At 36.0% G+C, this 23,555-nt stretch carries 18 protein-coding genes and 2 pseudogenes; 11 read left to right on the top strand and 9 right to left on the bottom strand.

The window, feature by feature from the left end:
- Nucleotides 1-6 precede the first annotated feature (6 nt).
- The 7 genes from argF to JNUCC74_RS02725 all read right to left on the bottom strand — a co-directional run bounded on the left by argF (nucleotide 7) and on the right by JNUCC74_RS02725 (nucleotide 6,111).
- Nucleotides 7-972 (bottom strand): ornithine carbamoyltransferase, encoded by a 966-nt coding sequence (gene argF / locus JNUCC74_RS02755; RefSeq protein ID WP_454066806.1) that lies wholly within the window; start codon nucleotides 970-972, stop codon nucleotides 7-9.
- Between the two features lie 902 nt (nucleotides 973-1,874).
- Nucleotides 1,875-3,077, bottom strand: coding sequence for a class I SAM-dependent rRNA methyltransferase (locus JNUCC74_RS02750; RefSeq protein ID WP_454066805.1), 1,203 nt, complete (start codon nucleotides 3,075-3,077; stop codon nucleotides 1,875-1,877).
- Nucleotides 3,078-3,541: 464 nt separating this feature from the next.
- Nucleotides 3,542-4,210 (bottom strand): T7SS effector LXG polymorphic toxin, encoded by a 669-nt coding sequence (locus tag JNUCC74_RS02745; RefSeq protein ID WP_454066804.1) that lies wholly within the window; start codon nucleotides 4,208-4,210, stop codon nucleotides 3,542-3,544.
- Between the two features lie 43 nt (nucleotides 4,211-4,253).
- Nucleotides 4,254-4,538 carry a YwqI/YxiC family protein gene (locus JNUCC74_RS02740; protein ID WP_454066803.1) on the bottom strand — a complete coding sequence of 95 codons (285 nt, stop codon included), beginning with the start codon at nucleotides 4,536-4,538 and terminating at the stop codon, nucleotides 4,254-4,256.
- Nucleotides 4,538-4,957 (bottom strand): hypothetical protein, encoded by a 420-nt coding sequence (locus JNUCC74_RS02735; RefSeq protein ID WP_454066802.1) that lies wholly within the window; start codon nucleotides 4,955-4,957, stop codon nucleotides 4,538-4,540. The genes JNUCC74_RS02740 and JNUCC74_RS02735 overlap by 1 nt, the downstream gene beginning before the upstream one ends.
- A gap of 323 nt (nucleotides 4,958-5,280) precedes the next feature.
- Complete coding sequence (locus JNUCC74_RS02730) at nucleotides 5,281-5,616, bottom strand: helix-turn-helix domain-containing protein (RefSeq protein WP_454067819.1); 336 nt, start codon at nucleotides 5,614-5,616, stop codon at nucleotides 5,281-5,283.
- A 27-nt stretch (nucleotides 5,617-5,643) separates the two neighbouring features.
- Nucleotides 5,644-6,111: an AraC family ligand binding domain-containing protein gene (locus JNUCC74_RS02725; protein WP_454067818.1), complete on the bottom strand. Its 468-nt coding sequence runs from the start codon at nucleotides 6,109-6,111 to the stop codon at nucleotides 5,644-5,646.
- A gap of 235 nt (nucleotides 6,112-6,346) precedes the next feature.
- Here JNUCC74_RS02725 and JNUCC74_RS02720 point away from each other — a divergent pair, with 235 nt between their 5' ends.
- The 3 genes and pseudogenes from JNUCC74_RS02720 to ebgA all read left to right on the top strand — a co-directional run.
- Nucleotides 6,347-6,934, top strand: coding sequence for an amino acid permease (locus tag JNUCC74_RS02720; RefSeq protein WP_454066801.1), 588 nt, complete (start codon nucleotides 6,347-6,349; stop codon nucleotides 6,932-6,934).
- Entirely contained in the window at nucleotides 6,877-7,818 is a 942-nt protein-coding gene (locus tag JNUCC74_RS02715; RefSeq protein WP_454066800.1) for an amino acid permease, read from the top strand. The genes JNUCC74_RS02720 and JNUCC74_RS02715 overlap by 58 nt, the downstream gene beginning before the upstream one ends.
- Nucleotides 7,819-7,840: 22 nt before the next feature.
- A pseudogene (gene ebgA / locus JNUCC74_RS02710) lies at nucleotides 7,841-10,840 on the top strand (beta-galactosidase subunit alpha); the annotation flags it as partial.
- A 127-nt stretch (nucleotides 10,841-10,967) separates the two neighbouring features.
- On the opposite strand, the gene JNUCC74_RS02705 reads toward ebgA, so the two are convergent.
- Entirely contained in the window at nucleotides 10,968-11,471 is a 504-nt protein-coding gene (locus JNUCC74_RS02705) for a GNAT family N-acetyltransferase (RefSeq protein ID WP_454066799.1), read from the bottom strand.
- Nucleotides 11,472-11,872: 401 nt separating this feature from the next.
- On the opposite strand from JNUCC74_RS02705, the gene JNUCC74_RS02700 reads away from it, so the two are divergent.
- From JNUCC74_RS02700 to JNUCC74_RS02680, 5 genes and pseudogenes are all read left to right on the top strand, one after another.
- Nucleotides 11,873-12,550 (top strand): RluA family pseudouridine synthase, encoded by a 678-nt coding sequence (locus tag JNUCC74_RS02700; protein ID WP_454066798.1) that lies wholly within the window; start codon nucleotides 11,873-11,875, stop codon nucleotides 12,548-12,550.
- Nucleotides 12,551-12,733: 183 nt separating this feature from the next.
- A pseudogene (locus JNUCC74_RS02695) lies at nucleotides 12,734-14,183 on the top strand (aldehyde dehydrogenase family protein).
- A gap of 628 nt (nucleotides 14,184-14,811) precedes the next feature.
- Entirely contained in the window at nucleotides 14,812-15,600 is a 789-nt protein-coding gene (locus tag JNUCC74_RS02690) for an alpha/beta fold hydrolase (protein ID WP_454066797.1), read from the top strand.
- A 250-nt stretch (nucleotides 15,601-15,850) separates the two neighbouring features.
- Nucleotides 15,851-16,258, top strand: a complete 408-nt coding sequence (locus JNUCC74_RS02685) for an ectoine synthase (protein WP_454066796.1) — start codon at nucleotides 15,851-15,853, stop codon at nucleotides 16,256-16,258.
- Nucleotides 16,259-16,419: 161 nt separating this feature from the next.
- Nucleotides 16,420-16,875 carry a YaiI/YqxD family protein gene (locus tag JNUCC74_RS02680; RefSeq protein ID WP_454066795.1) on the top strand — a complete coding sequence of 152 codons (456 nt, stop codon included), beginning with the start codon at nucleotides 16,420-16,422 and terminating at the stop codon, nucleotides 16,873-16,875.
- Between the two features lie 692 nt (nucleotides 16,876-17,567).
- Here the strand turns inward: JNUCC74_RS02680 and JNUCC74_RS02675 are convergent.
- Nucleotides 17,568-18,041 carry an acyl-CoA thioesterase gene (locus tag JNUCC74_RS02675; protein ID WP_454066794.1) on the bottom strand — a complete coding sequence of 158 codons (474 nt, stop codon included), beginning with the start codon at nucleotides 18,039-18,041 and terminating at the stop codon, nucleotides 17,568-17,570.
- 461 nt (nucleotides 18,042-18,502) lie between these two features.
- Here JNUCC74_RS02675 and JNUCC74_RS02670 point away from each other — a divergent pair, with 461 nt between their 5' ends.
- The 3 genes from JNUCC74_RS02670 (at nucleotide 18,503) to treP (ending at nucleotide 23,494) form a co-directional block, all read left to right on the top strand.
- The gene (locus JNUCC74_RS02670) at nucleotides 18,503-19,636 is read left to right on the top strand and encodes a conserved virulence factor C family protein (RefSeq protein ID WP_454066793.1); all 1,134 of its coding nucleotides are present in this window, start codon (nucleotides 18,503-18,505) and stop codon (nucleotides 19,634-19,636) included.
- A gap of 875 nt (nucleotides 19,637-20,511) precedes the next feature.
- Nucleotides 20,512-21,072 carry a hypothetical protein gene (locus JNUCC74_RS02665; RefSeq protein WP_454066792.1) on the top strand — a complete coding sequence of 187 codons (561 nt, stop codon included), beginning with the start codon at nucleotides 20,512-20,514 and terminating at the stop codon, nucleotides 21,070-21,072.
- 514 nt (nucleotides 21,073-21,586) lie between these two features.
- On the top strand, nucleotides 21,587-23,494 hold the full coding sequence (treP, locus tag JNUCC74_RS02660; protein ID WP_454066791.1) for a PTS system trehalose-specific EIIBC component: 1,908 nt from the start codon (nucleotides 21,587-21,589) through the stop codon (nucleotides 23,492-23,494).
- Nucleotides 23,495-23,555 lie beyond the last annotated feature (61 nt).

Here is a 23,555-nt window from a genome sequence, read left to right as displayed (position 1 = left end):
TTCATTCTACGCCATCAAGGCTACCATTAAGGCTTTTTGTGCATGCAAGCGATTTTCTGCCTGTTGAAAAACGACGGAAGCTTTGCCGTCAATTACATCCGTTGTGACCTCTTCCCCCCGATGCGCCGGCAAACAATGCAAAAAGCTGGCATCCTCTTTCGCTAAATTCATAAGCGCTCCATTAACCTGAAATCCAGCAAAATCTAGTTCTCTTTTTGCTTGCTCTTCTTCCTGCCCCATACTTGCCCAAACATCCGTATATACAATATCTGCCTGTTGAACAGCGATTTTTGGGTCTTCAGTAATTTGCACGTTCGCACCTGAGTTGGTTGCTATAGCTTTAGCCTTTAATACGACTTCTTCCTCCGGCTGATAACCTTCTGGTGCTGCAACAGCTATATCCATTCCCACAATTGCTGAGCCAAGCATTAAAGAATGAGCCATGTTATTTCCATCACCAATGTAAGCTAATTTTAATCCTTGAAAATCTCCCTTTCGTTCTTTTATCGTTAGTAAGTCAGCTAACACCTGACAGGGATGAAAGCGGTCGGTAAGCCCATTAATAACTGGAATGAGTGCCTCTTCTGCTAACTCTTCCACGACGGATTGAGAATAAGTCCGAATCATAATTCCATCAAGATAGCCTGATAATACTTTCGCTGTATCAGCAATGGTTTCCCCTCTCCCAAGCTGAATATCTTTCGAGCTAAGAAAAATTCCATTTCCGCCGAGCTGATAAATCCCTGCTTCAAATGACACTCGTGTTCTCGTGGATGACTTTTCAAAAATCATTCCCAGTGTCTTTCCTTTCAATAAATGAACTTTCTCTCCTCGTTTACGTTGTATTTTCAGCTGTTTAGCTAGATCTAGCAAATACGTAATTTCTTTATACGTATAATCCGCCAGAGTTAAAAAATCCCGTCCTTCCAATTCCTTCAATTTAAATACAGACTGCTTTAATTCTACTACCAACACCATCTCCACCTTTTCAAAACTATATACGAATTATTATGCAACAAAAAGAATAAATATACAATACCATTTATTGAAAAATTAATTTATTTTTAAATATTAGACCAGCGGAAAAAAGCTAGAAGATATTCGGTTAGGGACATACAAAGAAAAAACCTCTGATGAAAAAAAGAAAACTTCATCCTGGCGTGTTATTTTCCTTGAAAATATGAGAAATAAACTTCCTTACATTCGAAGATAAAAGAAACCAAATGACAGTGGAATCCGAGTTGAATTTACCGTAGGAAGAAGGACGAGGTTTGCTAGAAATACGAGCACTTAACTTTTAAAAAAGGACACATAAAAATGAAGATAGTTTTCCTTGATAATAAAACGAGCCAAGCAGGCTAGTTTTAACTAATCTGCTTGGCTGGTTAAATGACGCTCGAATATTTATCTACTATATAGAAAACTACCATGTTTTCATTTCTATGAGATAAAACTTAGAAAGAGTATTTAGTTTATAGACGCCAATTCCAAAATATCCAAGAGAATAATAAAGCTGTAACCATCCTTATAGTACCACTCTCTATACTTCTTGGTGAATTTTGTGCTCTCATTCCAGCCATTAGTTATCCCTGCGAGCCAATATTTTGTGCGGCTTTACTCCTACTGAAGCTTCTCTGTCCTTGAAAAACCGCGATGTGTCGCTGACGTAGCTTTCCCTCTCCCATCGACTCAAATACCCAACAATCGGGCATTTAAGTACCATTACGTCCCATTTAGACTTCTCGGTACTCCGTATCCCTTTGAAGTGGAACTCCCCTTCCATTACTTTAGATGAGGGAAAAAACCCCGTATCACCTAATAACCACACGAGATTATTTCCTATATACATGTTTATTTTTTAGTGCTTTGGTTCATTATTTATTTTGCTGTATTTGTATAATGCACACCTTAAGATAATCACTTTGGATAAACTGTTCATTCGTTTGAAAGTCAGAAGGCAACTGAAATTGTTGCAAAATTTTATAAGTCACATGCATTTTTTGACAAGCTTGCTTAATAAATCCTTTAAACTTTTTCATCCCAAAGCTGGCATTATTTGTTGAAGCAACAATGATCCCATGATTTCTTGTAATCGAAATTACATCTGTAAGCAAGGCAGGATAATCTTTTGCTGCGCTAAACGTTCGTTTTTTAGACCTCGCAAAACTAGGTGGATCAACTATCACTAGATCATATTGCAACTGTTTTCTCCTTGCATATTTAAAGTAATCAAACACATCCATAATGACGATTTTATGTTGATCAAAATCAATGCCATTCACGCTAAACTGTTCGATTGTTCTCGGCTTGCTCCGTTTTGCTAAGTCCACACTCGTCGTCTGCTCTGCTCCACCCAAAGCGGCTGCTATAGAAAATGCACCTGTATAGGAAAATGTATTTAACACTTCCTTTCCTTTAGCGTACGTATCACGAATTACTTTTCTAACATCTCGCTGGTCCAGAAAAATACCAGTCATTGCACCATCGTTTAAGTAAACAGCGAAGTGTATTCCATTTTCTTTTACAATAATCGGAAATTCGCCGCGCTCTCCTTTAACAAAATCGTCATCTTCCAGATACTTTCCTTTCGTATGAAATCTTTTTTTCTCATAGATCGCATGATAATTACCTAATACGTCTAAAGCTTGTAAAACATCATCTTTAAACGAGTATATTCCTTGGCTATACCAATTAATTAAGTAATAACCAGCGAAATAATCAATTGTTAACCCGCCTACTCCATCTCCTTCTCCATTAAAAACCCGAAACGCATTCGTATCTTCTGATTGAAAAAAGCCTTGTCGCTTATTAATAGCTGTAAATATTTTAGTCTGAAACAGCTTAGAGTCAATCTGTTCACTCTCATGATAGGTTAGTACCCATCCTATCCCTTTATTTTGTTCACCATAGTAGCCTCTAGCAAGAAAGCGATTATTAGAGTCAACCAATCGAACAACAGCCCCCTCTTCGGGAAGTGCACGTATCGGCTTTACTGCTTTTTTATGTATGAGCGGATACCCTTGACGTAATTGTTTGATATAATTATCGTTCACTTGTAACGTTATTTCTTTCCTCATTTTTTCATTCCTAACTACATTTTTCTTTATTATTGCATGCTGATAAACAAAAGCGCAAGCGCCATTGATCAACGTATAAACTGGTGAACCTCTAACGGGATACAGTGAAACTTCATTCCGTGGAACGCTTTCTACACGGAATGTTAGTACCGCAAGGGTATGACCTAAAGGCCCTTGAACGAATCGGGCATTTAGGTGCCGTTTTCTCTCACTTCTTCTCCGTGCTCCTTTAATTCTTGATTTAGGCTTTCTCACCACAAATATTAATTATATTCTGAATTTTAAATATTAATTAAGTCTATACTATCTCGATAAGTATACGTTATTTATATTAGTAGAACTCTCTATAAGGACAAAGAGCCTTTTATTTAGAATTGCTTTATGGAATATCATTATAACAAACACTGGAAACCCCTTATGTAAGCGTAACCATATATGAATTCCATGCTTAATCTAATGGAATATCAATTTTTTTCTATTACCTCTTGATAAATCTCGCTATCTTTTAAAGAAGTGTGCTTATATTGCGTAATTAAAGTACTATCTACAAAGAAAATTTTTCTAATTTCTGATAGATAGTTTTTCATCGTCAGCAAATCTTCCATCATTGGCTCTAACATTTTTACCTTTGAGCTATCTAAGACGTATAGTTGTTCTAACACATGATTTTTCTTCACTTTCGCTTGTTGTATACGATGAAGCAAATAACTATCATCTAAGGGTGAAAGTTGAATAATATCTTGGATTTTAGTAATCTCATGATTGACTTCATCCGTAAGTCCTTGAGTGATCTGTTCCAGTCTTTTTAACCCCTGCTCTATATCTTGTTCTAAAAAAGATTGTCGAATAAAGCCATAGTTAGCTGGCTCGAAGGAATGAAGTGATTCTTTTAATTGATTCAACATATGATAGTAAGTTGCAAGAAAATTTTTCAGCAATACTAAAATTGGCTCATGCACATCAGCGTAAAAAGATCGAATCGCACTTCCGGCTTTTCCTTTTAATACATCATCCAGATCAACAACTCCTTTAATAGCCTTCTGAATATCAATAAGCTGCGTTTGCAATAAATGAATTTTCTTCTGAACTTTATTTATGTAATCAAACAAGGCTTCTTTATCTAAAACTTTCATGGATAACCCTCCTGCTGAGGAATGTCAATGAAAAGATAGCTTATTATTTTTCCAGAAATTGAATAGATGAAGCGATAGCTTGCTCTGACTCAACAAATTGATTAATCGCTTCGACTGTTGATTGACCATGTTCGAGAAGTAGCGATTGATATGTGGACAAAACTTCCTCTAATAAATGATTAATCTCATTTATTTTCGTGATTATATCCAACATATTGTCACCTTGACAATCGTCTACTATATCATAATCCATTGCTTGGGCGGACGTTTTTAGATTGACCAATGCTTTTTCAATTGGAGTATAATTAATTTTTACTTCCTCATTCATTAATTCATTAACTCCCTTCGCTGCCTGTCATATAAATCATCTAAAGCATTGTTTTGAGCGGTTACATCCATACGAATATCGATAATTGATTGCTTCGTTTCTCTTAACTTATCATTTAATTGATCCATCGTTAGTGCTAATTGCTTATTATATAAAGCCACATAACTTTGGAGAATCTCTTTTTCTTTCCATTGTTGAAACTGATTGGCCAATGTTCCTGTCCACGTATCTTCAGATAATTCTGGTGCTAAACACCATTGTTCATTTCGTCTAAATTCATTTTGGAAATCATGTAAATTTGAATATGCTAAAGCCAGTCGTTCTAATTCTCTACGTTTTTCTTCCAACTGTACATTCAACACATAAAGCGAATTCTGCGTTCGACTAATTTGCCCGTTAATCCAGTGCAACGATTCCAATTTTCTCACCTCAACGCAATTGACCATTCCATCATCATGTGATTAATACCTATACTTCTATTATATAGTATTGAATTACTTGTTTTAATAGGTAAGAAGTAACAAACCGATAAATCAAGCAATCCGTTTGATTTTTCAGTTTTTATTTTCAATATTTTCTTTCATTTGATCTCTAAAAACTGGATCATAAAAAATATCATAATAGATCTAGGGAACACTATTAAACTTTTGACAAAATGAAGATGGTTGCAGAAAAAACCGCATTGTCTAAAAATGCGGTTGTATATCCAATCAAAGTGAAAACGTTCACATAATATTATAAATTATCTCGCCAGTTTATTTTCACTCTCATTATAATTAGTAGTAATAACTTTAATTTTGGAACGATATTTCGATGGAGATAAACTTTTACAGTTTGAAAATTGTCTAGAAAAATGGGATGGGCTATTAAAACCTACTAAATAAGCAATCTCCTCAATACTATAACTGCTTTTTTGCAGTAACTCCGTAGATTTATTAATTCTATACTGCAAAATATACTGTTTTGGATTAATATTTAAATATTTTTTAAACAACCGATATAAATAAGATCGCTCAATTTGCACTTTTCGTGCAAGCTCTTTAACCGAAAACAGTTGATCATCATATTGGTTTTCGATGATTTTAATTGCCTCTCGTACATATTTTTACCCTTCGGTAATACTGCATCGTACTTCTTCCTCATACTGCTCGATTAGTAAATTTATAATATGGTACGCTTCTGCAAGTGCTGCATACGACTTTTTTCTCTGTGAATAAAAATATACATTAGCAAATAATTGGTTTAGTTTACTTTTATCTTTAAATCTGAACACATAATTTTTCATACCTTGATGCACATCATTTAATAGTCCACATTTTATAAACAGTTCTTCACATAAAGAGCCTTTAAAGCCAACCCATCGATAGCTCCAAGGATTCCCCGCAAGCGGATAATAATTATTTTTTATTCCCGGTGGAATGATAAATCCTTCTTTGGCACCTAGATGGTGTACCTCATCTTCAATAAAAAACAACCCCTCTCCCTCTAAAATATAGTGAACCAAGTAATAATCAATGGGTTGATACTGATAAGGATCTCTGGGTTTCACATCTTCATATCCACACTCATAAATGTAAAATTCATTATAAGCTTCTGATCTGTCTGAAACGTGCCAATGGAATGAAACAAAGTAATTCCTCCTTGCAACATAATGTCAAGAACAAACAACAATAAAACATTAACTTACATGTCTAATTCCGTTACTATGAAAGCGCAGTCATCACCAAGTTAATTACATTTATATTAACAAGAATCCTTGTACATGTACATTTTGTAAGAAGCTCACAAACAAGAAAGGAACTCAAATTATGACGGAAAGCAGAAAAAAAATAACCGCTACTTCATTTTTGTTAATGGCTTTTACCGCAGTTTTCGCATTTAATAACATCATAAATGCAACTGCCAGTATCGGCTTATCTGCAGTTTTTACATTTTTATTTGCCACTGTTTTTTATTTCATCCCGTGCGCCTTAATGATAGGCGAGTTTTCTTCAGCCAACTTGGAGTCAGAATCCGGTGTTTACAGCTGGATCCGTACATCATTAGGTGAAAAATGGGCCTTTTTAGGCTCATGGTCTTACTTTTTTGTAAATTTATTTTACTTTACAGCCTTATTACCGCAAATTTTAATCTATGCTTCCTACACCTTCGTAGGAAGAAATGTGTTTGGGGCTAATGCAACTGTTTCTATTTCACTCTTATCTATCTTCCTTTTCTGGCTTGCAACGTTTGTTTCTATAAAAGGAGTGACTTGGATTTCAAAAGTTACAGATGTATCTGGGGTAGCGAGACTTTTAATGGGAATTGGTTTTATTGTTTTTGCTTTGGCCGAGTGTTTATGTTGGGTAAACCTACAGCACAAGAATTTACTGGGGAAGCTCTTGCTCCTTCTATGAACTGGAATTACTTTGCCACACTAGCATGGATTTTACAGGCAGTAGGAGGAGCAGAAGCAATAGGAGTATATGTAAAAGATATTCATGGGGGGAATAAAACCTTTATTAGAACAATTATAATTGCTGCTTTTTCTATTGGTATTATGTATGCTCTAGGATCTGTTGCAGTTGGTTTAATCATGCCAGCTGAAGCCCTGCAGGATAACTATTCAGATGCCCTATTTGAAGCATTCGCTATTTTAGGAAGTCACTTTGGAATTGGCGATGGAATTAACAGATTCGTTGGTTTAATCATGATGTTAAGTGCCATAGGTTCATTAGTAATATGGACAGCTGCACCAGTTAAAATATTGTTTTCAGAAATCCCTGAAGGCATATTTGGTAAATGGGTCGCAAAAACGAATAATGAAGGAAATCCAACTAACGCCTTAACACTACAAGCAATTATTGTAACCATTTTATTACTAATTCCCGCATTAGGAATTGGCACGGTTAATTCTTTATTAAAAACATTAATTAATATGACAGCAGCAACATCATTAATACCTGTCTTGTTTTTGCTAATTGCTTATATCGTGTTTCGGGCTAAAAAAGAGCATTTGCCTAGATCATTTAAAGTTGGGAAGCAAAAAACTGGTATTGTGATGGGATTCATGTTATTAACATTCTTTTTATTCGCTTTCTTTGTCTCCACTTTCCCTTCACCGGCTGCATTAATAGCATATTTACAGACTGGAGTAGTTGTTGAAGGTTCTATGAATCCATTATTTAGTCTTATTTACAACGTACTAGGAATTATTATATTCCTTGGATTTGCAGGTATTTGCTATAGAAGATACGAGAAAAAAGAAAGGAAGAAAGGTGAAGAAAATGGTAGTAGTTAAAAAAAGATGAGAAAATCACAAGGTTGATGGTATTAATAGAATGGAAGCAAGGTCACATTTTACGAGTCTATCAACCATTGAAGAAAACAAACAACATTTTTACCAGAATTTAAATGGTGAATGGTCATTCTTATATTTAGATGCACCTGAATATAGCCCAGAAGATTTTTACAAAACCGATTACGATTATTCTACATGGGTTGAGATTGAGGTACCTGGAAACTGGCAAACTCAAGGGTTTGGCAATATGCATTATGCTGATCTTTGGTACAATTTCCCAATCATTCCACCATATGTACCGACAGAAAATCCAACTGGTATTTACCGAAGAACATTTGAAATAGATAACATCGATAAGAACTATCAATATATAATCCGATTTCAAGGCGTCGATTCAGCATATGAGGTATATTTAAATAATCGATTTATCGGTTATAGTAAAGGTGCCAGAATTCAAAGTGAATTTGATTTAACCAATTCTTTAATTGAGGGTACGAACTATTTAACTGTTCGTGTATTTCAATGGTCGGACGGAACATATTTGGAAGACCAAGATATGTGGTGGTTAAGTGGAATATTCCGTGATGTTGAACTGTTTGCCAGACCAACACGAGGTCTATGGGATTTCACGATAAAAACGATATTTGATTCTTCTTATCAAGAAGCTACATTGATCGTAAATCCTGTATTTGATAAACCATTAAATCAGAAAATACACTATCAATTGTTAAATGCCAGGGGTGAAACAATTTTCACTCACGAACAAGATGGCAGAGACAGCCTAACGAAGAAAGTTAATAAGCCCGTGAAATGGTCAGCGGAAAACCCGTATTTATATAAACTGATATTGACTGTATACAATGACAATGAAGCAATTGAGGTTGTTCAACAAGATGTTGGATTTGTTCAAATCGAATTAAGAGGCAAGCAATTTCTAGTAAATGGGGTCGCAATTAAATTAAAAGGAGTCAACCGCCATGATTATAGTCCAACTAAAGGACGCGTGACAACTTATGAGAGTGTGAAACAAGATATTATTTTAATGAAGCAGCATAATATAAATGCAATTCGAACTGCTCATTATCCAAACTCTCCTTATTTCTATGAATTATGCAACCGATACGGTATGTATGTTATTTCCGAAGCAGATTTAGAATGTCATGGATTTGAATTAACAGGTGACTATAAATGGATCTCTGATAATCCTGAATGGGAAGAAGCTTACGTTAACCGAATAAAACGAACACTAATAAGAGATAAAAATAATCCATGTATCATTATGTGGTCATTAGGAAACGAATCAGCATTTGGCTATAATTTCAGAAAAATGAGCGAATACGTAAAAAAGACAGATCCAACTCGCCTTGTACACTATGAAGGAGATTTTGAAGCAGAAATCAGTGATGTATACACAACGATGTACACGTGGCTGGAGCACGACGAAAAATTAACAATGGATAAAGTGATTCATACTACTCAAAAACCACATATCCTATGTGAATATGGCCATGCTATGGGTAATGGACCGGGAAATCTAAAAGAATATCAAGATCTGTTTTACAGACATGATCATCTTCAAGGTGGCTTTATTTGGGAATGGTTTGATCATGGAATAGAAACAGTTACAGAAGACGGGAAAGTATATTACCGATACGGTGGAGATTTTGGTGATGAACCAACCAACGGCAACTTCTGTATAGATGGTTTATTAATGCCGGATCGGACACCTTCAACTGCTTTAACGGAATATAAAAAAGTAATCGAACCTGTTCAAACAGAACCTATTGATATCAAATCCAGTTTATATCAACTTACAAATCGTCAAGACTTTAAAAATTTAAATAATTATAAACTAATTTGCTGTTTCTACGAGGATGATCAACTTCTCGAGGAAAGAGAACAAACATTGCCGGAAATAGCAGCAAGAGATTCTAAACCAATCACTATTGCATATCCAAAGCTGAATAATTTTAAGCCTGGAGCTCACTATACAGTACACTTGATTTATCGGCTTAAAGAAGATACCAGTTGGGCTAAAGCAAATTTCGAAGTTACTAAATCTGTATTTATCTACCATAAAGAACCAAAGCAAATTGTTGCTCCTTCTACAGAAGGTCTTGATTTAAGCTTTACTGAGAAGGACTTTACAGTAATTGTATCGGGTGAAGATTTTGCTTATACATTCGATAAAGTAAGAGGTAATTTAACAGAGGCTAGATTCCAAGGTCATACATTCATTAAAAAGGGTCCTAACTTCACATGGTGGAGAGCTCCGATCGACAATGATATGTACTATCTGAAAGACTATAAAAACAAATACTTTATGCACTTAGACCATGAAATAATTCGTGATATAACCTATGAAATAAATAATGGCAGTTTCGATTGGACAGTTCACGCTTTCTATGGAACTACTAACAGCTCATGGTACTACGATTTAACCTATAAATATGTTATTTCTCCAGCTGGAAAAATGCGTGTTGAAGTTAACGGAATTGCTTCAGGACGAAAAGAAAATGCTCCACCAATGCTTCCAAGAATAGGGGTAACCATGCATCTGAATAAACAACTACAGTCTGTCTCTTGGCGCGGGTTAGGACCTCACGAAAACTATGTTGACTCTTGTCAATCCGTTTATCTTGGTGTATTTCACGCAAACGTCGATAAACTGTTTGTAAATTATGTGAAACCACAGGAAAACGGCAACCACATGGGTTGTGATTGGATAGGGCTTTCTAATAAAAACCATGCACTATTATTTAAAGATAACCATCCATTAAACTTTCGTGTTTCTAAATACGAAGATGTGGATTTGGAAAAAGCAAAGCACACGATCGATTTAGTCGAACGAGATTACTTGGTTTTACATCTCGATAAACAACAAAATGGATTAGGAAGTAATTCCTGCGGACAAGATCAGCTGGATAAGTACAGATGTAAATTTGATGATTTCTCACTCGGTTTTGAAATCTCTTTTGAAGATGTCACCACGAATAATATAGTAGAGTTAGGAAGAAAATGATAAAGTCATTAAAGACTTTCCTCCTTCATCTATCCCAAAAACGTAGCTTCCCATAATAAGGAAGCTACGTTTTTCTATTTCCATAGAGTTGAAAGTGAACTTCAAGATCAAGCAACATTTTAAATCATTATTTATTCCATATCCAAAACCTTCTCGTTATCTTGCCAGCACGATCCTTATACGATTCATCTTCTATACCGCCATTATTTATAATGGCTTTTGCTGAACCAAAATTACTAGCTTCGCAGGTTACCAGTACATGCTCTATCTTTAATTCTTGGCATACAGCCAAAGCTTCCCGTAAAATCCTTGTTGCATATCCTTTTCTTCGTTCCGATGGCCTAACCCCGTAACCAATATGTCCCCCCACCTTCCTTAAAAAGTCGTTAAGCTCATGTCTAATATTAAGCATTGCCATGATTCTTTCATTTTCATTAACAAGAAAATAGTCTGAATTAGGAACCCAATTTCCTTCCCCTTGTTGTTTAGAAGCTAAATCCTGTAAATATGTATGATAATTATCGTAACCTGTTAAATCAAAGCTGGCTGGAATCATTGCCTCATCTCCCCATTCTTCCCAATATGCTTGATGTTCTGCCTCCCACTCCTCACTCGGCGTACATAATTTCATGCTTAAATTCCCCCCTGATCCAAGTTCAAAATCACCATATTTCTAAAAAGAATACTCTATATATTCATTTTTGTCACTTTTTAAACAAGGGGTAAAAAGCATAGCTGACGAATCCAAGTGAACACGTGAAATCAGTTGGAAATCTCCCTAGATAATAAAGATGCCATGTACATGTTCAATCTAGGATATATTGATTATGAGTATATCAGAATAATCAACCCCCGATTTTTAGCTTTAATGCAGCATCAGTAATTGGTAAAGTTAAAAGAATGATTGTCTAAAGAAGGTGAATGGCTGGTGAGGGCTAAATATTAATAGAAATGGAATTAGGAAGACCTTTGAAAGTTTACCATTATACGATACAATCGATGCATTATGTATTGAAGGGGTCTTGGTATTACATGCAAATTTCTGTTTTATATGAAGACAATCATCTGCTCGTTGTTCAAAAGCCGGTAAATATCCCTGTGCAAAAAGACAACACTGGAGATAAGGATTTACTTACAATCTTAAAACATGATTTAAAAATACGCTATCAAAAGCCAGGCAACGTTTTTCTAGGGCTAGTTCATCGGTTGGATCGACCTGTTGGCGGTGTGATGACATTTGCCAAAACATCTAAGGCTGCTTCACGATTATCCGACGTCATTCGCAGGAGAGCGTTTGACAGAAGGTATTTAGCTGTTGTAAGGGGAGCACCTCCTGCAAGTCATGGGGTCTTGGAACATTATTTATTCAAGAATCAACGTGAAAATAAAGTGTATACTGTTCCGGCTCATTATAAGAATGCCAAAAAAGCAATACTAAAATACGAAATGATCAGCAAAATAAAAGACTTAAGTCTACTTTCTATACAGTTATATACTGGACGACCTCATCAAATACGCGTTCAGCTTTCCGCATCTGGATGCCCAATCTACGGTGATCAAAAATACGGACTAAAAAGTCATCCAGGCCAACAAATTGCATTATGGGCAAGTCTATTACAATTTGAACATCCGACTAAAAAGAAAATGGTTAAGATAGAATCACTTCCACCAAAGGAATATCCGTGGAACCTTTGGGAAAGTTTCACATAATCGATATTAATAGAAAATATTCATAAATTTTACCCATTTAGGATCAAGTGAACGTAAATTATGTTTATATTGAAGTAATTTAAAAATCAAAGAATCATGATGAGCTTTAAAATTTACTTAAATAAGACTCTATTATAGAATACATATGGGGGGTATTTACCGAATAAAGGGGTGGTTTTTAAAATGGGTTCATATAATCAATGGAATAAGCAATTTATTGCAGGAACGTGGCGAGAAGGCCGCAGTGATTTTGTTTATGAGGATAGGAATCCATATAGTAATGAAGTTATCGCTAAAATCAAAATGGCGACTCTGGAAGATATTGATGAGGCATACCGATCTGCTGAACAATCACAAATGGCATGGGAGGAAGTAAATGCTTTTAAAAAATCGGAAGTGATGGAAAAAGCTGCTTCAATCATGGAATCGCGCCGAGAAGAAATCGTTGATTTACTTATCCGTGAAACCGGTTCATCTTTTGTAAAAGCGAATGTAGAATTGAACTTCTGTATTTCGATCACAAAAGAGGCTGCCAGCTTTCCTAAAAGGATGGGTGAAGAGACGGTTCCATCTTTAGTGCCGGGTAAAGAGAATCGTGTGTATCGAAGGCCAATTGGCGTCGTGGGTATCATTAGCCCGTTTAATTTCCCAATGTATTTGTCGATCCGCTCTGTAGCTCCAGCGTTAGCAGCTGGAAATGGGGTTGTTTTAAAGCCGGATGAACAGACGGCGATAAGCGGAGGCCTATTTATTGCTAAGATCTTTGAAGAAGCTGGATTACCAAAAGGATTATTAAATGTTACTGTGGCATCTATTGACGAAATTGGTGATGGCTTTGTTGATCATCCAATACCAAGATTAATCTCGTTTACGGGTTCTAATAAAGTTGGCAAACATATCGGAGAACGCTGCGGCCGGAATATGAAAAAAGCGGCTCTGGAACTGGGTGGAAATAATGCACTTATCGTATTAGAGGATGCCGATTTGGAAAAATCTGTTGAGTCCGCAGCTTTCGGTAGTTATTTCCATAATGGACAAATCTGTATGGCTATTAATCGGATCATCGTCCATCAGAGCATTTGCGATAAATTCATCGATAAGCTTTCAGAAAAGGTGAAGAAAAGGCAATCCACAAAATCATGAAAACATGATCGGCCCGTTAATCAACAAGGAAGCTGTTAAACGGATTTTAGGACAAATTGAAAAAGCAAAAAATGAAGGCGCTCAGATTGTGCTTGAAGGGAAAATAGAAGACAATGTAATGTATCCATATATTCTTAAGTCGGATACAATTGATGTGTCCACTGCCAAAAATGAAGTGTTTGGCCCAGTCACAACAATTATTCCTTTTAATACAGAGGAGGAAGCAATTCAAATTGCCAATGATACACAATATGGATTAAGTGGAGCTATTCACGCAGGTTCCGTTGAAAAGGGCGTCGAAATTGCTAAACGGATCAAGACGGGTATGATTCATGTGAATGATCAAAGTGTAAATGATGAACCGTTAATTGCTTTTGGTGGAGAAAAAGAATCCGGACTTGGCCGGATCGGAGGAAAATGGTCGCTTGATGAGTTCACAACATTTCAATGGATTTCTATACAAAATGAGCCAAGGGATTATCCTTTCTAATTAAAGGATCTGCCATCTTTTGAACCCTCCCTATCAGGTAAAGAGCGGAAATAATAAAATATCTTAATGGCTTTAGCTCTATATACATAGGGCTAAGGCCATTTAGTCGTTTTTGGAATCGATCATAATGATAAAACGGAATGTATCATCCACCGCAAGGCAAAGTTCTTTAAAATCATATGTAAAAGACCGCACACATTTTGATCATTCTCTTAAAAGGCTCAATTGATCTTATGCATACATCCTTCCAACCCATGACATACTATAAGTCATCTTTGCCGTTCGACCTTTTTCTTTTAAATCCATGTGAGGTATACTGGTATTCAAGATCGGCTATAGAAAAGTGCATGATCATGTAAAAAAATACGCTTCTCGAAAGCGTGATGCGCTTCATGCGCATGCGTCTCAATTTGTGCTACCGTAGTAGAGGATGGAAAGAAAGTACGAAGAAGAAGATGTGCCTGAAGTTGTGGTTAGAAATCGAGACGTCTGGATATATCCATTTAATAATTCTAATGCCCAACGATAACAAGATGGTTTGAATTTGCTTAAATATTGTAGAGTCTTTACAAATAAGAAGAAAAAACATAGTTACTGTATGATGATTCGATAGAAAAGGATGATAAACGTGTATTTTATATATGATGGTAGAAAAATTTTTTATCATGTAGAAGGTAGCGGACCTGTCATTATATTTCTTCATGGTCTTGGCGGAAATGCGAATAACTGGTTCTATCAAAGAAAATATTTCTCAGAGAAATGGACAGTGATATCAATAGATTTACCTGGACATGGAAGATCGCAAGGAGATGAGATTGATTTCAAGCAATATTTTGACGTTGTACATAGCTTAGTAGATCATTTGAAGTTAAAATCGATTATTGTTTGTGGACTTTCAAAAGGAGCTAGGATAGGGATTGATTTAGCTTCTTATTATCCCAACCTTGTTTCGGATCTCATCATTATAAATGCATTTACTCACTTAGAACCTGAGGATCGTAAAAAGCGGATTGAAGTATATGATTTACTTAGTCTTCATGATCAAGGCAAGACTTGGGCTAATACATTATTGAGGGAAATGGGAGTAGCGGATAATGAAACGATTGTAAGAGGGTTTCACCATTCTCTTCGGTCTTTAAATCCTGCACATATACAGAGATTGTTTTCAGAGTTAGCCGACTATGATCAACGTCAGTATCTTTCTAGTATTACATGCCCGGTTTTAATCGTACGAGGGGTGAATGACCATTTTGTTCCCGAAAGCTATATGAGAGAAATTGATCAATATTTAACGAATTCTGCATTCGTTGAGATAGCGAACAGTGGACACTTACCTTACTTAGAGCAACCTGAACAATTTAATCAGATAGTTGAGGAATTCCTTGAATCAGTTATTCACCTAAATAGGTTGAAGTAAGGCAATAGAGAAAACTTCCAAACAAAGTACATAAGTGACTGGAACAATGCATTTATGAATTTACGAAAAGAATGCTATGCTGATTTGCCATGAACATTCAAGAGGGAAATAATCTGGAACGGTAAAGGATAACCTTTTTGTAAAGTGTAGCGTGTTCCTATAATATGATATTTAGGAGAGAGAGCGTACATTTATTAGTAAAGCAGCTTTCGTTTCTGTAATGTGGAAAAAGAAATAGGGAGTGATTGTAATGATTGTCAGAAAACTAGAGGACATTATTCATACTGATTTAGATGTTGTCGGTGAAAATTGGAATAGTCGAAGGCTGTTGCTTCAGAAAGATGGTATGGGATTTCCAATGACAGTCACTGTTATTAAAAAAGGTGCTGATAACTACCATTGGTATAAGAATCACTTTGAAGCGTGTTATTGTATTAAAGGAGAGGGAGAAATCGAAATTGCCGATGAGAACGGTAAGAAAACTGGAGTTATTTACAAAATCTCTCCAGGAACGATGTATGCGTTAAATGAACATGATAGACATTATATTCGTGCGACAACTGCTGATTTGCACCTTGTCTGTGTATTTAATCCTCCCCTAACCGGGACAGAAATTCATGACGAAGAAGGTACGTATCCTGTATTAACAGAAGAGTAGTATATCTACACGAGGGTGTTTTTCATATTGAATAGCTACTAAAACGACCTATTTACATCTTGGTGATTTGCAAAAGAGCTCCGAGCTATTGAGAACGATTAGGAAAATATGGTGGTTATACTACTTCAGTACAAAGATGGAATGAATGAGAGGTTTTTTAAATGAGAATACTTGTAGATGCCGATGCGTGTCCAGTAAAAGAGTCCATTAAAAAAATAGCTAAAGAATTCAATCTACCCGTTATACTCGTTCAAAGCTTTTCCCACTTTTCGATGAAAGAAGAACCACAAGGAGTAGAAACCATATATGTTGATGAAGGCGCTGATGCTGCTGATTATCGTATTATCAGGCTTGCAAAACAAGATGACATTATTGTGACACAAGATTATGGACTTGCTTCGTTAGCTCTTGCCAAAGACTGTTATGTCATTCATCATAAAGGCTTCCAATATACGAACAAAAATATTGATCAACTCCTACAAACCCGCTATTTAAGTGCGATGGCGAGAAAAAGCGGCAAGCGTACAAAAGGCCCAAAACCTTTTACGGGAGATGATATTAAACAATTTGAAATTCGTTTTAAAGCATTACTAAAGAACAAAAGCACAAGTGATTAATAGTGGCGTACAACTGGACTTGAAACAGAAGATCAAAGGCTGAGTTCGCAGGTGTTCTTGAAAAAAACACTTTTCTGCTTGCAATGTAGACCTGTCGAAACATACATTGTCTTATCAACCCACGAATCTATAATTTAGGAGCCATTTCCTATAAATTTCGCAACATCATAGGCGCTTTTTTTAAAAAGGAATACGGCTCTCCTAAATTCGGGATAAAGTGAAAACGGCGATAGAGAGTCCAATGTTGACTTATCGTAGTAAAAAAACCTAAGTTTGCTAGTATCTTGATTGCTTAAGCTAGAATGCCACTCTAAAAAAGGTAATCATATAGAAACATATCTACATGAATTAAAGCTAAAATCCCTTGACTCCAACAAACATGGAACTTAACAAAGAGACTGCTCAAATCGCAGAATGAGTGAATCAGCCTTGAGGGACTGGGCGTCAAAATTAAATGTAGAGAAAAGATATACAAAAATTAACCAACGTAAGATGAATCCTCAATCAGTGAAGGTTTTCTTCTATCCCTCACTGGGTTGTTAGGATAAACTAATAGGCTTTTGCCTTGCAGTTGGATCTCCACTTACCCTCGTAGCATGGAAGTTGGGGTCTAACTGTCAGTTACGTGCGGAATAAACAAAATCCATAGTAAATAAAAACTGTTGACTCCCCAAGAATCAACAGTTACTGCTTTATTTTCGATTTGCAGCACGTTGTTTCCGATTTTCTCTGCGAAAAGGTGCTGACTCAAATAATATTTTTTCTTCTTCATTTTCTGGATATACTTGCGGAACAGGTCTAGGCTTTCCTTGTTCATCAACAGCTACCATTGTTAGGAATGATTCCGTTGTTAATCGTTCTTGCTGATTAATTAAATCTTTGGCAACTACTTTTACGTATATTTCCATGGATGTTCTTCCTGTATATGTTACAAACGCTTCTAGCGTTAAAGCGTCCCCAGCTTTTGCAGGTGAGAGAAAATCCACAGAATCAATCGATGCTGTTACGACGGTGCTTTTAGCATGCTTCATCGCACAAAGAGCTCCAATCTCATCAATATAAGCTAATATTCTGCCGCCAAAAATGGTATTTAAATGATTCGTATCAGGCGGGAGAACTAATCTTGTTTGGATTATTTTTGATGCGCTCATTGCTAGTTTTTCCATTCTCTACTCCCCTTTGTACAATTAAAAACATCTTCCCCTTAAGAAGATTCACCTCTACTTTTAAAAAATAGATAGCTTTAGTATTATAACATAAAGTGAAACTTCATTCAGTGGGCTATCCTTGAAATGAAACAACAGTTTAAATTAAAAGTGTGCTTGAAAAATCGCAATGTATCGCTGTTGAAACTTTTCTTATCCTTGAAAAAGAAAACCGCTTTTTCTTCGTGTGATGCCTTTTCAATGAAGTTTTCCTTTTTCTTGAAAAATGTTTTTCTTCATGCGATATGCCGTTATCGTAGCCTTCCATTTCCTGACACCATTATCTTCCGCTTAGACTTCTCCATATTCTCTTAACTTTTAAAGTAACTGTACCAGTTTCTATCGAAAACCCTTTCAATTAGATTCCTATTTGTTTATTTGTTACTATTTATTTACGAACTACTATAAAAGGGGGATGCAACATGAAAATAGTATCTATTGAGCCTACTCCTAGCCCATATTCCATGAAAATAAATGTAGACGAACAATTGCCAGAAGGCGAAACACTAAATTATACAATAGATGATGATAAACAAGACGCACCTGCTTATATACAAGCTTTATTTCAAGTTAATGGAGTAAAAGGTCTATACAGAGTTATTGACTTTATTACATTGGAACGTAATCCACGTGTTCCTTGGGAAGAAATTCTGCCAAAGGTTAGAGAGTTACTGGGAACTAACGAAGCTAATAAGGAACCCATTCCCCAAAACCCCGTTACAGAGGACGCTTTCGGTGAAGTGAATGTATATCTCCAACTATTTCGCTACATTCCAATGCAAGTAAAATTAGTAGCAAAGGATACAGAAAAACGGTTTGGATTACCTGCCCGTTTTATGGACGCGGTCATGCGTGCTTCTGCAGCCGCAGATAACCTTCTTGAAGAACGAAAATGGATTGAGCAGAGCCCGCGCTATGGAGAGCTTGAGGCAATTGGGAAAGAAGTAGTGGAAGAGATTTCTGCCAGCTATAATGAAAAACGGTTAAATGATTTAGTAAATTATGCATTAACAAGTGATGATTCTTTTGTTGCTTCACGCAATCAAAAAGTGACCTTAGACGTGCTGGATAATCCAAGCTGGAAAGAACGGTATGCGGCATTAGACCAAATGAATCCAACAAAGGATGATTTACCAGTATTAGAAAAAGCCCTTAACGATGAAAAAGCATCCATTCGCAGGTTGGCAACAGCTTATCTAGGAATGATTGAAGATAAAGATGTGCTGCCTTATTTATTTAAGGCATTAAAAGATAAGGCTGTAAATGTCAGACGAACGGCGGGAGACTGTTTATCCGATCTTGGCTTTAAAGAAGCAATACCTGAAATAATCAAAGCACTAACAGATAAAAGCAGATTAGTCCGTTGGCGTGCTGCTATGTTTTTATATGAATTAGGAGATGAAACAGCAGTTAAAGCTTTAGAAAATGCTTTTGACGACCCTGAATTTGAAGTACGAATGCAAGTAAAAATGGCATTAGCGCGGATTAAAGGTGGGGAAGAAGCAAAGGGTTCTATTTGGAGTCAAATGACAAAAGCTATGCAAGAAAGACAATAATATTTTCTTAAGTTACCTCGTAATTGAACTCCCCCAATCAAACAGAGTGAATTATTCAGGCGGCCTTAGCTCTATATGATAGGGCTGAGGCTGTTTAATCATTTGTATGAAAATGATTAAACAATAAACATATAAAAAATTCCTAAAAGACAAAACAGTTCTTTATTATTTTAGGCTCTCTTCATATCATGCAAGGTAGCCTTATCATAAACCAGTGTAACCTTAATAAATTAGTACCTTGCTATATTCAGTAGTAAAGTTTATTATATAGACAGCTACTGTTTATCATGCAATAGTATAAATGGATGAGTAATGTTGAACTAAAAACATCATTAATATATACAAGAGCACTAAGTTACTTAGTAGAACTTTCTATAGTTCAGGAAATAGGCAAAAAATAATCCGACGAACAATAAGAAAAGCTACTATAATTATTTCACGTATAGAAATACATCTTAAGACGTATCTAATAATATTGCCTTAGCCAGTTACCAAACGTTGACATCATTTATACAATAATAAGTGACATCAGAAACTAAATTAATTTTCTAATTGGGCTCAAGCAAATCTTATGGAAAATGCTGGTTATTTTGAATCTTTTTAGCCTCCGGTGCGTACTAATTTATAATATCATTTTTTTCTTAAACCAAAAGCGACCATATCAACATGAACTGCATAATCCAACATAAAAAAGATATTAATGAAAGTCAAAAAAGTCAAAAAATCTCTGGCGTACAATTTCTGATAGAACAGAGGAAGACTTGTATTTAAAAACACAGTCACGAAGAACGTTGCGTTATTTTTACCTTTTTGAACCGCCCTTTATACAGGTTATTTTTTCATAAGAAAAGCTATAAATTCTAGGAGAGATAATTGTGCAAGATAAAGAAGTATACTTATTGCTAACTGATACAGGAACATGGCTAACCAGACTGATCAAACTATATACAAAAAAACCATTCAATCATGCTTCGATAGCTTTTGATGAACAGCTTAAACAAGTTTATAGTTTTGGAAGAAAAACTCCTAAGAACCCTTTTATCGGTGGTTTTGTTCAAGAAGATATTAAAGGTGGTATATTTAAACGAGCAACTGGAGTAGTTTATTCCATTTCTATTACAGAAGACCAATGGAAAAAAATGCAAAACTATATTCAGCAATTACAAGCAGAAAAAGATCATTATCGCTATAATTTTATAGGTTTGTTTGGTTTTCTATTAAAACGGCCAATTAAGAGAAAAAATGCCTTTTTCTGTTCGCAATTTGTTGCTGCAATTCTTCAAGAAAGCAATGTCGTTCAATTCAATAAGCCGATTTCATTGATTTCCCCATATGACTTACAAACAACTGAAAGCTTCCAATTTGTTTACGAAGGAAAGCTGCAAGAATTCAGTTCGCAAACAAACGACAGATTACAAGTCGCAGATTATGCTTAAGATATCTTTATCTTGGTTATCGTAATACGTGTTTTAACTTCGAATTGGTCTCCCTACTTTGCCGTGTTCTGGTTCGACTTCGAAGCAGTCTCTCCCACTTTGCGTTGTTTTGGTTCAGCTTCGAAGCGGCCCCTCCCTACTTTGCGTTGTTTTTGGTTCCACTTCGAAACGGTCTGATGTTGCTATGTTATTGCAATTTTACATTACCTATTTATTGTCCCTGATATAAAATCATCTGTATTCTTCCCCCCTTTTATATACTTTTTCGCAACTCCATTTAGTTCTCATCCTTCCATCTACCCCATTTATCTTAGATAAGTACCGTTCCAAATTTAATTGAATACTACCAAATCCTCGAATTTAATTTCCTAATTTTCGAAATAAACTATCTTTAACCAGAATAAAAGGCAACGCTTGCAAAACATGTATATACAAGTTATACTAAAATTGACTTGTATATACATGTTTATTTTGGTTAATCCTATATTAAGAAGCTTAAAGAGGAGGATATCCAATGGGTATTGGAAATCAAAAAATTTATGCGCCCATTAGTGGAAGCGTTTTACAATTAGAAAAAGTTCCAGATCCAACATTTTCACAAAAAATGATGGGAGATGGCATAGCCATTGAGCCAACTACAGGAAAGGTCGTAGCTCCTTTTTCTGGAAAGGTCATACAGCTTTTCCCGACGAAACATGCTATTGGATTACGAAGTGATACTGGGATAGAATTGCTTATTCATATCGGTCTTGAAACGGTTTCGTTGAACGGAGAAGGATTTGACGCTTTTGTTAAACAGGGTGATCAAATAAATACGGGTGATACATTAATCACTTTCGATATCAATGGATTAAGAGAAAAAGGGTTTAATTTAATCACACCGATTATAATTACAAATCGAGATGTGTGGAAGATAGAAGATAGAACGATAAACACCGTTACAAAAACCGAAGACGTTATCTTATCCGTAACAAAACAAGTTACACAAAGTAAGCAGATGGAGTCAACAATCCCGTTTGCAAAAGAAGCAGAGGCTATTGTCAAAGCAATTGGTGGCGTAGACAATATACAGGCAGCTACACACTGTGTCACGAGACTTCGGTTTGCATTAAAAGATGAAAACAAAGTAGACCAATCCGCATTGGAAAATATAAATGTAGTAAAAGGGTCATTTACAACAAATGGTCAATTTCAAGTTGTCATTGGTCAAGGAACCGTTGATAAAATATACCAAGCAATGGTAGAAAAAACCGGAATTCGTCAAGCTTCCAAGGAGGAAGTAAAGGCAGCTGGTGGAAAGAAACAAAACGTCTTACAACGAGGGGTTAAAGTTCTTGCAGATATTTTTATTCCTATTTTGCCTGCTATTGTAACAGCAGGCCTCTTGATGGGGATCAATAACATTTTAGCTAATCCTGGAATTTTTGGGGATCAAGCTGTTATTGAAATGTACCCACAATGGGCGGGTATTGCTGATATGATTAATATCATTGCAAATACAGCACTTACATTTTTACCTGCTTTAATTGGCTGGTCAGCAATGAAACGATTTGGTGGCAGCGAATTATTAGGCGTTGTGCTTGGGTTAATCCTTGTACATCCAGCTTTACTCAATGCATGGGAATATGGTGCAGCTTTAAAAGAAGGAACGGTGCCAACATGGAATTTATTCGGACTGGAAGTAAATAAAATTGGTTATCAAGGTCAAGTATTACCTGTATTATTTGCATCTTGGGTACTGGCGAAAATTGAACTATTCTTACGGAAGCGCGTATGGGATTCTATTCAATTGCTTGTTGTAGCACCTGTCGCATTACTAGTAACTGGATTCTTAACATTTATTATTATTGGACCAATTACCTTTACCATTGGAAATTGGATTACAGATGGGTTAGTAGCATTGTTTGATCATTACGCGGTAGTTGGTGGCTTCGTGTATGGAGCTCTGTATGCGCCAATGGTTATTACAGGAATGCACCACACTTTTCTTGCCGTTGATTTACAATTAATCGGCAGCACTAACTCTACGTTTCTATGGCCAATCCTGGCGTTATCCAATATTGCCCAAGGAGCAGCTGCTTTTGCAATGATGCTTGCAGCAAAAGATGATAAGTTAAAAGGACTTGCAGGAACATCCGGAATATCTGCATGGCTCGGTATTACGGAACCAGCAATGTTTGGAGTGAACTTGCGTTTTAAATATCCATTTATTGCTGCCATTGTCGGATCCTCTATTGCTGGAGCGTTTATCACCATGCAAAAGGTACTAGCCACTTCTATTGGTGTAGGTGGTTTGCCAGGAATATTTTCCATTATTCCAGAACATTGGTTCTCCTTTATTATCGGAATGGTCATTGTTATCATTGTGCCTTTTGTCATTACGTATATTATAGCTCTCCGCAAGCATAGATTACTCGGATAGCTTTTTAAAAACACTAGCGATTGGTCAACGTACAAACTCTGCATAACGAGATAAGGAACTT

This window comes from Cerasibacillus sp. JNUCC 74 (assembly GCF_053667775.1).
This window is presented reverse-complemented; position numbering and strand designations above follow the sequence as displayed.